The sequence below is a fragment of the Muriicola soli genome, from assembly GCF_004139715.1.
Classification (GTDB): domain Bacteria; phylum Bacteroidota; class Bacteroidia; order Flavobacteriales; family Flavobacteriaceae; genus Muriicola; species Muriicola soli.
Genome location: NZ_CP035544.1, coordinates 565,354 through 577,694 on the forward strand (window position 1 = coordinate 565,354; position 12,341 = coordinate 577,694).

Genomic DNA, 12,341 nt, shown 5'->3' on the forward strand with positions numbered 1-12,341 from the left:
CTATAGACTGTAGGCAAATACAACACTAAAGTAAGAAAAAACCTACAAAATGAAACTAAGAAGTGATGAAGTGTGAGGTAATTTTTTTATTGATTCGAATTTTCAGATCAGATTTTTCGTAGAAACCTCTAATTAAAGCCTAACTGTTTCCGGAACCAGGGAGGTGTAGTCGCCCCCGTTTCGTATAACATCACGAACAATGGAAGAGCTGATATACGATTTACCTGAGGACGTTAAAAGAAAGACAGTTTCTATGCCAGAGAGCTTTCTATTGGTATGAGCAATTGCCTTTTCAAATTCAAAATCGGCCGGATTCCTTAGACCGCGGAGAATAAAATCTGCATTTACCCTTTTGCAGTAGTCAATAGTCAGGCCCTCATAGGTATCGATTTTTACCTTTTCCTCATGTTTAAACGCTTCTTCAATAAAGGCCTTTCGCCTGGCCTCATCAAACATATAAGTCTTCTCTGCATTTGTTCCTATGGCGATGATGATCTCGTCAAAGAGTTGGGTTCCCCGCTCAATGATATCGTAATGTCCTAAAGTGATGGGATCAAAAGAACCCGGAAAAATAGCGCGTCTCATGTGCCGTTTCTGTCTGTATTCAAATGTACTTAATTTTCCTCTAAAGCCTCTTTCACAGCGCTTTCGAACAATTCAGCCAATGAAATACCAGCAGCGAGGGCCTGTTGCGGAAGGATACTTTTCTCAGTGAGCCCGGGGGTGGTATTCATCTCGAGCATATGTGGTACACCATCAATAAGGATAAATTCGCTCCTGGTGTACCCCTTCATTCCCAAGGTCTTGTATACCATTGTGGCGATCTGTGTAACCGCCTTCTTTTCCTTTTCTGAAATTCTTGCCGGAGTAATTTCCTGCGACTTTCCCTGGTATTTTGCCTCATAGTCGAAAAAATCATTTTCGCTGACAATTTCAGTGATGGGCAGTACCGTGGTTTTACCCTTGTAGGTAATGACACCTACCGAAACTTCTGTCCCTTTAAGAAAGGATTCGATAATAATCTCAGTATCTTCTTTAAAGGCGTGCTCTATCCCTTTAGCCAGTTCTTCGGCCTTGTGAACCTTGGTAATCCCAAAACTGCTTCCGGCCCTGTTGGCTTTTACAAAACAAGGAAGTCCTACCTTCCTTAAAATTTCATCTTTCTCAATTTCTTCTCCCTGGTTGAGGTAATAGGATTTTGCCATTTTTACCCCGTATGGTTTCAGGACACTCAGAAGATCCCTTTTGTTAAAGGTCAGTGCAGCTTGATAATACCCACAAGATGTCTGAGGAAGGTTGAGTAATTCAAAATAGGCCTGCATTAATCCATCTTCCCCCGGAGAGCCATGTATCGCATTGAAAACACAGTGAAAGGAAATCTTTTCATCTTCTATTTGAACTGAGAAGTCGGAGCGATCAATAGGATATTCTCTATCGGCATCATCCAGGCAAGCCCATTTTTTCGTAGATATGATCACACGGAATAGGTTATATCGCTCTTTACTAAGATGTTTATAGACATTTTGCCCGCTTAATAAAGAAATCTGGTGTTCGCTGGAATAGCCACCCATGATTATGGCAATATTCAATTTCATAAGTACTGAGGTGATGTCATTGGACCGATATAATGAACCGTTATAACAAGGTCAAAGTAAAGAAAAAAGCATTCGGTTTCCTATCTTTGCCAGGCGTTAAGCAAAAGTTTATGAGGAATTTTATTGATTTTCTTCGAAGCAAGACATTTCTGATCAATCTGGGGCTAGCCCTTGTAGCTCTGTTTTTAATCTCATGGCTCGCTCTGGAATGGTTAAAATCGTCTACTCAACATGGGGAGCTCGTAGAAGTGCCCAATGTTTCAAAAATGTCTGTGATGGAGATGCGTGAGGCCATTGATGAAGCCAACCTTAGGTATGAGGTCCTCGACTCGGCGAATTTTGATCCTAATTATCCCAGATTTTCGGTGATAGAACAGAATCCGCCGGCAGGTAATATGGTTAAGGAGAACAGGAAGATCTACGTCACTATCAATCCCTCCGGTTATAAAAAAGTTACAGTTCCCAATATCGTTCAGGTTACACAGCGCAATGCAGCTTCTATGCTCAGGGCAGTTGGACTGGATGTTGATCGCGTAACTTATATCAATGAATTGGGGAAGGATATGGTTTACTACGCCAGGTATAAGGGTAAGAATATTCAACCCGGAGACAAATTGCCAAAAACTTCAAAGATAGAACTGATCTGCGGGAATGGTTCTATTCCAAGTCAGGCGAGGATCAGGTCAGAAGCCCAATAATCTTATGGAAAATAAAGCCGATCAGGATCCCGGAGAAGATGATCTTTACGAACACCACCGTTTTGTAGCCGGAAAAGGTCAGGAACCTCTGAGGGTTGATAAATTCCTGATGAACTTTATTGAAAATGCCACCAGAAATAAGATACAACAAGCTGCCAAAAGCGGTAATATCTGGGTCAACAGCAAGGTGGTAAAACAAAATTACAAGGTAAAGGCAGAAGATGAGGTAAAGGTGCTCTTTGAACATCCGCCTTATGAATTTCTGCTTACCCCGGAAAATATTCCCCTGGATATAGTTTTTGAGGACGACTCCCTTTTAGTAGTAAATAAACCGGCGGGAATGGTAGTTCATCCGGGACACGGAAATTATTCAGGCACGCTGTTGAATGCACTTGCCCACCATATAGAAGAACTTCCAAATAACTCCAATGGCCGGCCTGGCCTTGTGCACCGGATAGACAAGGATACTTCCGGGTTATTGGTTATTGCGAAAACAGATGAGGCCATGACACATCTGGCAAGGCAGTTTTACGATAAAACGAGTGAACGTCAATACGTGGCCCTGGTCTGGGGAAGTATCGAAGAAGAGGAAGGAACTGTTATTGGTAATATCGCAAGGAATCCCAAGAACAGATTGCAGATGCAAGTATTTCCGGAAGGAGAGCAGGGGAAGGAAGCGGTTACCCATTTCAAGGTTTTGGAACGTCTTGGGTATGTCACTCTGGTATCCTGTGAGCTTGAAACCGGCCGAACCCACCAAATCAGGGTTCATATGAAATACATCGGGCATACTTTGTTCAATGATGAGCGCTATGGCGGGGATAAAATTCTAAAGGGTACAACCTTTACCAAATACAAGCAATTTGTAGAAAATTGCTTTAAGATTTTACCGAGACAGGCCCTTCACGCCAAGACGCTTGGGTTTATCCACCCGAAAACCGGAAAAAAAATGAAGTTTGACACAGATATCCCTGAGGACATGGCCTCATGCATTGATAAATGGAGACATTATTCAAGGCACAGTCAGTAGTATAAGTCCTTTCGATATCTCTATCAATAACAATTAAGAAGGGTGTTGTACTTTCCCAAAATTCCTTCCTATTTTCGTTAGAAATTGCATTCCTATGAAAATCGTTATATCACCGGCAAAGTCGCTCGATTTTGAAACCCAGGTACCAACGGAGCGGTATACAATTCCGTCCTTTCTTAAAGAGACTGAGCGAATTCAAAAGGTATTGGTTAAAAAGAAACCAAGATCCCTGATGAAGCTGATGGATATATCAGCGCCATTGGCCGAACTCAACTGGGAACGGAATCAGAATTTTAGTCTGCCATTTACTCCTGATAATGCAAGGCAAGCCCTTTACGCCTTTAACGGCGATGTTTATATGGGCCTGGATGCTTACACCCTTGAGGAAGAAAAATTAACGGCAACTCAGGAAAAATTGCGAATTCTCTCCGGGTTCTACGGAATATTGAAGCCACTTGATCTCATGCAGCCTTATCGCCTCGAAATGGGTACAAGCCTCAGGCTAGGCCGAAAAAAAAACCTGTACGATTTTTGGAAATCTACTTTAACCGCCGCCCTTAATGATGAGATGGAAGAAGGGGAAATACTGGTGAACCTGGCAAGCAATGAATATTTTTCCGCTCTGGATTCTAAAAAACTGAAGGCGGAGGTCGTTACGCCAATTTTTAAGGACTGGAAAAACGATAAGCTAAAAGTGTTGAGTTTTTTCGCTAAAAAAGCCAGGGGTTCCATGGTCAGGTATATCTTAGACTCAGGCGCTGAAACTATTGAAGATATTCGCGGTTTTGCTGAAGACGGGTATGAATATAGCAAGGAACACACCTTAAAAGCGCATCAGCCTGTTTTTGTGCGGTAATATTTTACCCAAGTCTGCGTTTTATTTACTGTAACCTTCTTTATTTACGCCTTATGAAAAAATTACTTCTATTCATATTTGTACTGGGTGCAGTAAATATGGCATGTACAGACCGGGACGACGACCCGACCGCAGTGAATATCCGCATCAAGAATTCCAGTACTATCCAGTTTGACGAAGTAGTTGTGGGTGATGAAGAACATCTGTACGAAGATCTCGCTCAGGATTCATTTTCAGAGTACAAGGAATACGAAATGGCTTATCGATATGCCTATATCCGGATAACCTCAGGGGAAGAGTCGTTTGTGCTTCAACCGATCGACTTTGTAGGAGAGGAAGAACTCCCCTTTGGATTGTACACTTATGATCTCAACCTGACGGAAGAAGGAGAAGTCACACTAGAATTCGTGATTGATTAAGCCTTATTCTTAGTACTGATTTTTTCTTCAACACTAGGTCTTTTCTTTATCTTTCTACGCCTTCTTACACCGTAGGATTTATTTGCTATTTTCCCTCGTTTACTGCTTTTATCACCTTTGCCCATAATCCTAAATTTTCTTTAAGATAAATATTGTTTCTCAAAGCAACAAGTGCTTCTGTGAGATGTATTTGAACTACTGAAGGAGAAATAGTACCTTGCCTCACAACCCTATTGCCTTTTTGTTCCTCCATAAGCATCCATATCCGCCTTTTTTATTTCCAGGTGCAACCAGGATGATCGTGGGTACCTTGCCTCCTCCGCGATTTAGTCAGGGGCAACTGAAACCGGGAGATGTCAATTTTTGTTACGGCAGCAGGGACGGACAGCTCTGGCCCATTTTAGATACGATATTTAATTTGAATCTCACTTTTGAGACCTCAGACAAAGCCGTTGAAGAACGCAAGCAATTCTTGATCGACAGGGGAATTGCGATCTGTGATATTGTAGCCAGTGCCAGGAGAAAGAAGATCGATGCCTCAGATTTAGGGATGAAGGAAATTAAACTCCGAAATATAATCGCATACCTGCGGGAATACTCCAATATCAAAACACTGTTATTTACGGGAGGGAATAGTCTTAACGGACCGGAATACCTTTTTAGAAAACACATAAAGGAACACGGGTTGAGTTTAAAAACAGTGTCTGAAGAAGTTCCCAGGATTTACGAGTTTGAACTCGACGGGCCTTGCAGAACGATACGGACGGTTTCTCTTACCGCTCCATCGGGTGCGGCAAACAGGGCGGTAGGAAGTATGGAGGCTTATAAAGCGATCAAAGCTGTACGCCCCGAATTTAACACCTTCGACTTCAGGGTGATGCAATACGAGCCCTTTTTCTAAAAAAAAAGAGCCCTGTCGAAGAACAGGGCCCTTTACGAGAACACTATGTGAAAATGAAAAATTGTTTTTGAGATTTACACCTGCAATATAGCTCGGGAAGGAAGAACAGGACAATCATTGTTGTGAAGGCTGTTGGTTTTGTTGTCAGGATGCATTATTTTGTTATTTCGGCTCCAAAAAAGAACTGGGATCAGATTATTGATGATCTTTACCGCGCTTAAATCAATTATAAAACGGGATAACCCTGCAAGAACAACTCATTACTATGCCACAAAGCAAACGCCTGGAGGAATTCAAAAAACTAGTCACCAACAAGTTCTACGTATACAATAGTTTGTTCCTCAACTTGCCGTATCAGAATATTGAAAATATTGGGGTGATGATTCCGCTTCTTTTTCATCATTGCGAAAAAGGTCTGCAATCCGGATTAAAGCCTCAGGAGATACTCGATCACTTTTTTGAGAATTACGCCGAGATTACCACTGAGCAAGAAAAGGTAGATTTTATGTTCCGGATCATTCAGTACGTTGAACGCCAAGTGGTCTTATATGACAGCGTTGAAGACGCTGCCTTTCCCAAATTACATGAATACAGTACTTCGAGATCCATAAAGGATTATTTCCAGATGGTTGACAAGACCAAAAACTGGGATACTATTTCAAGGCAGTTGGAATCCTTTAGTGCCAGAATTGTATTAACAGCACATCCTACACAGTTTTACACTCCGGCGGTTCTCGATATCATAGAGGAATTAAGGCGTTTGATTCTCGATGACAAAATCAATGACATCGATGTAGTTCTTCAGCAATTAGGCCTTACCTCCTTAATCAATGCGAAAAAGCCAACCCCTCTGGAGGAGGCCAAGAATATTATCTACATCCTTAGAAATATTTACTACGATGCGGTTGGGGAATTGTACAGTTATATCAAAGCCAATGTGCGCAAGGCTGATTTTGTTAATTACGATATATTGAAATTGGGCTTCTGGCCTGGAGGCGATCGCGATGGTAACCCATTTGTAACCGCAAAGATCACCAGAGATGTTGCTGATGAGCTTCGGACTACCCTCATGAAATGTTACTATAACGAACTCAAAAGACTGAGGAAGAAACTCACTTTTAAGGGGCTTCAAAAAGAGTTAAACCAGTTGCAGGAACAGTTGTATGTAGCTATGTTCGACACGGATAAGGCTTTGAGTTATGAAGAGATCATGGAGCCGCTCCAGGAGATCCGTGGCATACTTGAAAGTCAATATCAGGGACTCTACAAAGAAGAGCTCGAAATGCTTATGGATAAGGTAAGCATCTTCAAAACCCATTTTGCCACTCTGGATATCAGACAGGATCACAGCAAACATTATCAATTAGTTGAACAAATTTTGGTTCAGCAGGGGAAAATAAAAGAGTCGCTTTCTGAAATTTCTGAAAAAGACCTGGTTCACATTCTGCTTCACGATCAGATCAGTTTAAAGGAAAGTGATTTTGAGGACGAACTCCAAAAAGATACAATTCGGAATATTAAGCAGTTAAAAGATATTAAAACAAAGAACGGGGAAGATGGCTGTAACCGATACATCATCAGTAATTCTGAAGATGTCAGTGCTGTACTTTTTGTCTATGCCTTGTTTCGATGGTGTGGGTACGTTCCTGAAGATATTAATTTTGACATCGTCCCGCTATTTGAAACTATGATAGGAATGGAACGATCCGAAGCGATCATGAATACCCTGTTTTCTCTTCCGGAATACCAAAGTCATCTGAACAGGCGGGGAAAGAAGCAAACGATGATGCTCGGCTTCTCAGACGGCACCAAGGACGGGGGTTATTTAAAGGCCAACTGGTCTATCTTTAAAACAAAAGAAACGCTTTCCAAGGTCTGTTCAAAACACGGGTATAAAGCTATCTTTTTTGACGGCAGGGGAGGTCCTCCGGCCCGAGGGGTGGTAAGACCCATCGCTTCTACGCTGCGCAGACCAGGGAGATCGCCAACAATGAAATTCAGCTTACGATCCAAGGGCAAACGATTACCAGTACCTACGGTACAAAAGAGCAGTTTATTCACAATTCAGAACAATTGCTAACGGCAGGCTTGTCTAACAACCTCTTTGGTAAGGAAAACTTGATTGATGCGGCATCCAGGAAACTAATAGAGGAGCTGTCCCAAAAGAGTTTTGAGAAATACAATGCTTTAAAACAGCACCCGAAATTTATTCCGTATCTGGAAAATAAAAGCACTTTGAAATACTACACCAAGGCAAATATTGGGAGTAGACCGGGCAAAAGGGGGCAGAAGGCCAAACTGGAACTGTCTGACCTCAGAGCCATTTCCTTTGTGGGTTCGTGGAGCCAGTTAAAACAAAATGTCCCCGGGTACTACGGTATTGGAACAGCACTCAGCGCATTGGAGGAACAGGGAAGGCTCAGGGAGCTAAAAAAGTTGTACAAAGAAGTGCCATTCTTCGAAGCCCTCATGCTCAATAGTATGATGTCATTATCAAAATCCTATTTTGAACTAACTGCCTATATGAAAGATGATCCCGAATTTGGGGAGTTTTGGGAATTACTGCACGAAGAATTCCAACTTTCGAAGCGTATGTTACTAAAAATCAGTAATTTTAAGATCCTGATGGAGAACGAGGCTGTCTCGCGAGAGTCTGTTAAGATCAGGGAAAATATTGTATTGCCGTTATTGGTTATTCAGCAGTACGCCCTCTTTAAAATAAGTCAGAATACCTCAAATAAAGAGGTCTACGAAAAAATTGTTACACGATCTTTATACGGCAATATCAATGCAAGCAGAAATTCTGCCTGATAATTAAGATGAGTAATCGTTTGGCATGAACAATAAAATCTTTCAGCTGACATACCGCTCAAGGGCATCGGAAGGAATCGGAAAAGAACAGATCATGGAGATCGTCGAAGAGGCCGCCGCCTTTAATAGTCGATTTGACATCACCGGCTGTCTCGTCTTCGATCAGGGATATTTCATTCAAATTCTTGAGGGTGAAAAGGAAACAATAAATGAACTCTATAAAAAGATAACCAAAGACCGGCGCCACTTTCAGTTTGAAATATTGTCCAAAGGAGAGGCCACTGACCGGCTATTTAAATCCTGGGATATGGGATATATTTTCATGGAAGATTTCGTTGTGGGCGAAAAGGAGGAGGTGGTGAAAAAAGCCAGAAAGGAGTTAGATACTATTTCTATAAAAAATGATTTTACCCCCAAAGTCTTCTGGTACAATGTCTACACTCTTTTGACGGATTCAAAATTCTATAAAAGCAATTAGGTTTAAAGGGAACTACTCAGAATTTGATAAAAGGCCTTTATACCATAGGCGAGTTGCCCTATCCTTAGGTTTTCATTGGGGCTGTGCTGATTATTATCCGGATTTACCATAGGCACTATAAAGGCCGGAATCTGCAGCTCATTTACAAAAGGAGCGATAGGTACAGTGCCTCCCATAATCCTGATTTGTACTACTTGCTGCTCAAAACCCTCGTTCAGGCTACGAACCAGAAAATCACCGTATCTATTATCCAGATCTGTTCTGAAGGCATCGGTCACAGAACCTTCCCGAAAAGTGATAATCCTGGGGTAGGTCATTCGCTCCTCCCGGGTCGGAATGGAATCGGTTAAATAATACCCCTGATCTTTTATAAAGGAACGAACGAGATTCTTCAGAATGCGGCCGTCAGATTCTGGCACAAGTCGGATATCAATTTCCGCTGTAGCCGAAGCGGGAACTATGGTCCTGGCTTTTTCTCCGATCCATGCAGACCCCATCCCTCGGATATTCAGGGAGGGATATTGTAGTGATTCCTGGTAAAAACTCCCCACCTTGTCAGGGGAATGGATAGCGAGATTTGCATTGATCTCAGCATTATCATCCGGGACACTTTTTAAGACCTCCATAGTAGCTTCATCGATCTCAATGCCCTTGTAAAAGTTGGGGATGGTAACCCTTCCTTCAGCGTCTTTCATTCCGGCCAGAAGTTTTGCCAGCAAAAAACCAGGGTTTGGCGCATAATTTCCGTAGTGGCCACTGTGCTGTGGTAATACGGGACCGTGAGTGGTTAAACTTAGTGTCGTAATTCCACGGCAACCATATACTACAGTAGGTTTGCCTGAAGGATGTACCGGTCCGTCATTGATCATTAAGAAATCTGCCAGCAGTAGATCCCTGTAATTCTTAACAGCTACGGGCAGAGGCTTACTACTCTTTTCTTCTTCCCCATCGAGGATGACCTTGATGTTAAAGGGTATGGTTTTGTTGTCCTTTCGTAGCAGATCGATGGCATTCAGCAACATAATAATGGGCCCTTTGTCATCGGAAGTAGATCTGCCAAAGAGACGCCATTCGTAGTTGACATCCTCTTTCAATTCATCAAAGGAAATCGTTTTGAATTCTTCATTATCCAAGGCCTTTAATTCAACTTTGTAGGGATTGGGCTGATTCCATTTTGCAGCATCTACGGATTGCCCGTCAAAGTGCATGTAGATAAGGACCGTAGGTTTTTCATCTTCCATCGGCAAGGCAGCAAAGAACAGGGGTCTTCCTTCTGTAGGAAGGACCGAGGTGTTAAATCCGCGCTCATTAAAACGATTGGTTAGCCAGCTGATGTTCCTGTTGATATCAGCTTCGTCCAGTGCATCGTTAGGGATGGCAACAAATTGCACCAGCTCGTCTATGGCGTGCCTCACTTGTGATTTTAGGGCTACTTCGTCCTGACTAAAAGATTGGAGAGTACAAAAAGCGAGTGTGAGAAAACAGTATATTTTATTCATAAATCGGCTACTAGGAAGATAAATTTACACTAATCTTTTCTTGTCTGGGAATGTCGGTATTATTAATTAATGGATAGTGGTCTTATGGACTGGATAAAGGGATCGATCCCATTTTTACCTTCCTCCGTCAACATTTTTATAAAAGCAGAACCGATGATGGCCCCTTTTGCACTGGAAGTAGCCGCATTAAAAGTTGCTGCATTACTGATACCAAAACCTACGATCTGCGGATTTTTTAGACGCATCTCCGCAATGCGATCAAAATACTCGTTTTGTTTTGCCTCAAAACCAGCCTTAGCCCCGGTAGTGCTTGCTGAGCTTACCATATAGATAAATCCATCCGATCCCTCGTCTATCATTTTTATTCGATCAACGCTCGTCTGAGGTGTAATCAGAAAGATGTTGAGTAAACCGTGAGCCTTAAAAATATCTTCGTATTCATCCTGGTAAACATCCAGGGGAAGGTCTGGTAAGATGAGACCATCAATCCCAATCTTCTCACATTCCCTACAGAATTCTTTTACCCCATATTGGAGGACGGGATTAAAATATCCCATGATAATAAGAGGGATTGAAACCGTCTTACGGATATCTTTTAATTGTTCAAATAGCAGCTGGGTGTGCATACCCTTTCTAAGTGCAGCCGTTGAACTAGCCTGTATGGTAGGGCCGTCGGCCAGAGGATCACTAAAAGGCAGGCCTATCTCGATCATGTCAACTCCTGATTTTTCGAGTTGTTCAATAATCGGAACCGTATCCTGTAATTCAGGATAACCGGCTGTAAAATAGATCGACAGCAATTTGTGATCCGCTTTGAGTTTTTCTTGTATTCTATTCATGTGATCAGCTAAACTGAGTTGGTCAACTCCTTACAATTTAAAATAGTCGATATAAGTCTGCAGGTCTTTGTCCCCGCGCCCCGAAAGGTTGATAACCACCACATCCTCCGGTTTAAACTTTTTATGGTCAAAAATGGCAAAGGCATGTGAGGTTTCGATGGCCGGGATAATTCCCTCTAATTTAGAGACCATTAGTCCGGCTTCCATCGCTTCCTTGTCAGTTATTGAAATAAATTCTCCGCGACCCGACTTGTACAAATGGGCATGCATGGGTCCAACCCCCGGATAATCAAGTCCGGCTGAAATGGAATAGGGTTCAGTGATCTGGCCGTCCCCGGTTTGCATCAGTAGTGTTTTACTTCCGTGAATGATCCCAACTTTCCCCAAAGCTGAGGTTGCGGCGCTCTCACCAGTATCTACTCCTTTTCCGGCTGCCTCTACTGCAATAATTCCCACATCCTCATTATCAAGGTAATGGTAATATGTACCTGCGGCATTACTGCCTCCTCCTACACAAGCCACCAGATAGTCCGGATTTTCGGTTCCCTCCTTCTCCTTGAGCTGCCATTTGATTTCTTCAGAAATCACGGCCTGGAACCGCGCTACCATATCGGGATAGGGGTGAGGCCCCACCACAGAACCGATAATATAATGTGTGTCTACAGGGTTATTGATCCAATCGCGGATGGCCTCATTGGTGGCATCTTTTAAGGTACGGCTTCCTGAAAGTGCAGGTCGAACTTCAGCCCCCAGCATTTTCATTCGAGCAACATTAGGAGCCTGCCGGGCAATATCCACTTCTCCCATATAAACGATACATTCAGTCCCCATAAGGGCACATACGGTGGCCGTTGCAACGCCGTGTTGTCCCGCCCCGGTTTCTGCAATGATTCGATTCTTACCCAATTTCTTGGCCATTAAAATTTGCCCGATGGTATTGTTTACCTTATGAGCCCCGGTATGGCAAAGATCTTCGCGTTTGAGGTAAATTTTTGTCTGATATTTCTCTGAAAGGCGTTTGGCGAAATATAAAGGTGTAGGCCTACCTACGTAATCTTTCAGCAGCTGGTCGAATTCCGCTTTGAAAGCGGGATCCTTCATGATATTCAGATAATTCAGCCGAAGCTCCTCAGTATTTGGATAGAGCATTTCAGGAATAAAGGCTCCGCCGAATTCTCCATAATATCCCCTTTCATCGGCTTGATAAGTTTTCAT

13 protein-coding genes and 1 pseudogene are annotated in these 12,341 nt (G+C 42.6%); 7 read left to right on the forward strand and 7 right to left on the reverse strand.

What is annotated here, in order from left to right; all coding sequences use genetic code 11:
- Positions 1 to 132: 132 nt before the first annotated feature.
- A complete protein-coding gene (gene coaD, locus EQY75_RS02520; protein ID WP_129602592.1) occupies positions 133 to 585 on the reverse strand; it encodes a pantetheine-phosphate adenylyltransferase in 453 nt (150 codons plus the stop codon).
- A 29-nt stretch (positions 586 to 614) separates the two neighbouring features.
- Positions 615 to 1,595: a D-alanine--D-alanine ligase gene (locus EQY75_RS02525; protein WP_129602594.1), complete on the reverse strand. Its 981-nt coding sequence runs from the start codon at positions 1,593 to 1,595 to the stop codon at positions 615 to 617.
- Positions 1,596 to 1,705: 110 nt separating this feature from the next.
- On the opposite strand from EQY75_RS02525, the gene EQY75_RS02530 reads away from it, so the two are divergent.
- The 4 genes from EQY75_RS02530 to EQY75_RS02545 all read left to right on the forward strand — a co-directional run bounded on the left by EQY75_RS02530 (position 1,706) and on the right by EQY75_RS02545 (position 4,598).
- Positions 1,706 to 2,293 (forward strand): PASTA domain-containing protein, encoded by a 588-nt coding sequence (locus EQY75_RS02530; protein ID WP_129602596.1) that lies wholly within the window; start codon positions 1,706 to 1,708, stop codon positions 2,291 to 2,293.
- Positions 2,294 to 2,297: 4 nt separating this feature from the next.
- On the forward strand, positions 2,298 to 3,323 hold the full coding sequence (locus tag EQY75_RS02535; RefSeq protein WP_129602598.1) for an RluA family pseudouridine synthase: 1,026 nt from the start codon (positions 2,298 to 2,300) through the stop codon (positions 3,321 to 3,323).
- A gap of 94 nt (positions 3,324 to 3,417) precedes the next feature.
- Positions 3,418 to 4,179 carry a peroxide stress protein YaaA gene (gene yaaA / locus EQY75_RS02540; RefSeq protein WP_129602600.1) on the forward strand — a complete coding sequence of 254 codons (762 nt, stop codon included), beginning with the start codon at positions 3,418 to 3,420 and terminating at the stop codon, positions 4,177 to 4,179.
- Between the two features lie 53 nt (positions 4,180 to 4,232).
- Positions 4,233 to 4,598: a hypothetical protein gene (locus EQY75_RS02545; protein ID WP_129602601.1), complete on the forward strand. Its 366-nt coding sequence runs from the start codon at positions 4,233 to 4,235 to the stop codon at positions 4,596 to 4,598.
- Here the strand turns inward: EQY75_RS02545 and EQY75_RS02550 are convergent.
- Positions 4,595 to 4,723: a 30S ribosomal protein THX gene (locus tag EQY75_RS02550; RefSeq protein WP_129602603.1), complete on the reverse strand. Its 129-nt coding sequence runs from the start codon at positions 4,721 to 4,723 to the stop codon at positions 4,595 to 4,597. The two genes, EQY75_RS02545 and EQY75_RS02550, sit on opposite strands and share 4 nt — an antisense overlap.
- Positions 4,684 to 4,851 (reverse strand): hypothetical protein, encoded by a 168-nt coding sequence (locus EQY75_RS13950; RefSeq protein WP_165200398.1) that lies wholly within the window; start codon positions 4,849 to 4,851, stop codon positions 4,684 to 4,686. The genes EQY75_RS02550 and EQY75_RS13950 overlap by 40 nt, the downstream gene beginning before the upstream one ends.
- A 42-nt stretch (positions 4,852 to 4,893) precedes the next feature.
- Here EQY75_RS13950 and EQY75_RS02555 point away from each other — a divergent pair, with 42 nt between their 5' ends.
- From EQY75_RS02555 to EQY75_RS02565, 3 genes and pseudogenes are all read left to right on the forward strand, one after another.
- Positions 4,894 to 5,499, forward strand: coding sequence for a uracil-DNA glycosylase family protein (locus EQY75_RS02555; RefSeq protein ID WP_246020080.1), 606 nt, complete (start codon positions 4,894 to 4,896; stop codon positions 5,497 to 5,499).
- Between the two features lie 265 nt (positions 5,500 to 5,764).
- Positions 5,765 to 8,310: pseudogene (locus EQY75_RS02560) on the forward strand (phosphoenolpyruvate carboxylase).
- Between the two features lie 25 nt (positions 8,311 to 8,335).
- On the forward strand, positions 8,336 to 8,788 hold the full coding sequence (locus EQY75_RS02565; protein WP_129602607.1) for a BLUF domain-containing protein: 453 nt from the start codon (positions 8,336 to 8,338) through the stop codon (positions 8,786 to 8,788).
- Positions 8,789 to 8,790: 2 nt separating this feature from the next.
- Here the strand turns inward: EQY75_RS02565 and EQY75_RS02570 are convergent, their stop codons facing one another.
- The 3 genes from EQY75_RS02570 to trpB all read right to left on the reverse strand — a co-directional run bounded on the left by EQY75_RS02570 (position 8,791) and on the right by trpB (position 12,341).
- Complete coding sequence (locus EQY75_RS02570) at positions 8,791 to 10,287, reverse strand: M20/M25/M40 family metallo-hydrolase (RefSeq protein WP_129602609.1); 1,497 nt, start codon at positions 10,285 to 10,287, stop codon at positions 8,791 to 8,793.
- A 62-nt stretch (positions 10,288 to 10,349) separates the two neighbouring features.
- A complete protein-coding gene (gene trpA / locus EQY75_RS02575; protein WP_129602611.1) occupies positions 10,350 to 11,126 on the reverse strand; it encodes a tryptophan synthase subunit alpha in 777 nt (258 codons plus the stop codon).
- Positions 11,127 to 11,156: 30 nt separating this feature from the next.
- Positions 11,157 to 12,341, reverse strand: a complete 1,185-nt coding sequence (gene trpB, locus EQY75_RS02580) for a tryptophan synthase subunit beta (protein ID WP_129602613.1) — start codon at positions 12,339 to 12,341, stop codon at positions 11,157 to 11,159.

What these genes read in the sequence shown, in the direction of transcription:
- coaD (WP_129602592.1), bottom strand. Translation starts at nt 585, where the DNA reads ATGAGACGCGCTATTTTTCCGGGTTCTTTTGATCCCATCACTTTAGGA.
- EQY75_RS02525 (WP_129602594.1), bottom strand. Translation starts at nt 1,595, where the DNA reads ATGAAATTGAATATTGCCATAATCATGGGTGGCTATTCCAGCGAACAC.
- EQY75_RS02530 (WP_129602596.1), top strand. Translation starts at nt 1,706, where the DNA reads ATGAGGAATTTTATTGATTTTCTTCGAAGCAAGACATTTCTGATCAAT.
- EQY75_RS02535 (WP_129602598.1), top strand. Translation starts at nt 2,298, where the DNA reads ATGGAAAATAAAGCCGATCAGGATCCCGGAGAAGATGATCTTTACGAA.
- yaaA (WP_129602600.1), top strand. Translation starts at nt 3,418, where the DNA reads ATGAAAATCGTTATATCACCGGCAAAGTCGCTCGATTTTGAAACCCAG.
- EQY75_RS02545 (WP_129602601.1), top strand. Translation starts at nt 4,233, where the DNA reads ATGAAAAAATTACTTCTATTCATATTTGTACTGGGTGCAGTAAATATG.
- EQY75_RS02550 (WP_129602603.1), bottom strand. Translation starts at nt 4,723, where the DNA reads ATGGGCAAAGGTGATAAAAGCAGTAAACGAGGGAAAATAGCAAATAAA.
- EQY75_RS13950 (WP_165200398.1), bottom strand. Translation starts at nt 4,851, where the DNA reads ATGGAGGAACAAAAAGGCAATAGGGTTGTGAGGCAAGGTACTATTTCT.
- EQY75_RS02555 (WP_246020080.1), top strand. Translation starts at nt 4,894, where the DNA reads ATGATCGTGGGTACCTTGCCTCCTCCGCGATTTAGTCAGGGGCAACTG.
- EQY75_RS02565 (WP_129602607.1), top strand. Translation starts at nt 8,336, where the DNA reads ATGAACAATAAAATCTTTCAGCTGACATACCGCTCAAGGGCATCGGAA.
- EQY75_RS02570 (WP_129602609.1), bottom strand. Translation starts at nt 10,287, where the DNA reads ATGAATAAAATATACTGTTTTCTCACACTCGCTTTTTGTACTCTCCAA.
- trpA (WP_129602611.1), bottom strand. Translation starts at nt 11,126, where the DNA reads ATGAATAGAATACAAGAAAAACTCAAAGCGGATCACAAATTGCTGTCG.
- trpB (WP_129602613.1), bottom strand. Translation starts at nt 12,341, where the DNA reads ATGAAAACTTATCAAGCCGATGAAAGGGGATATTATGGAGAATTCGGC.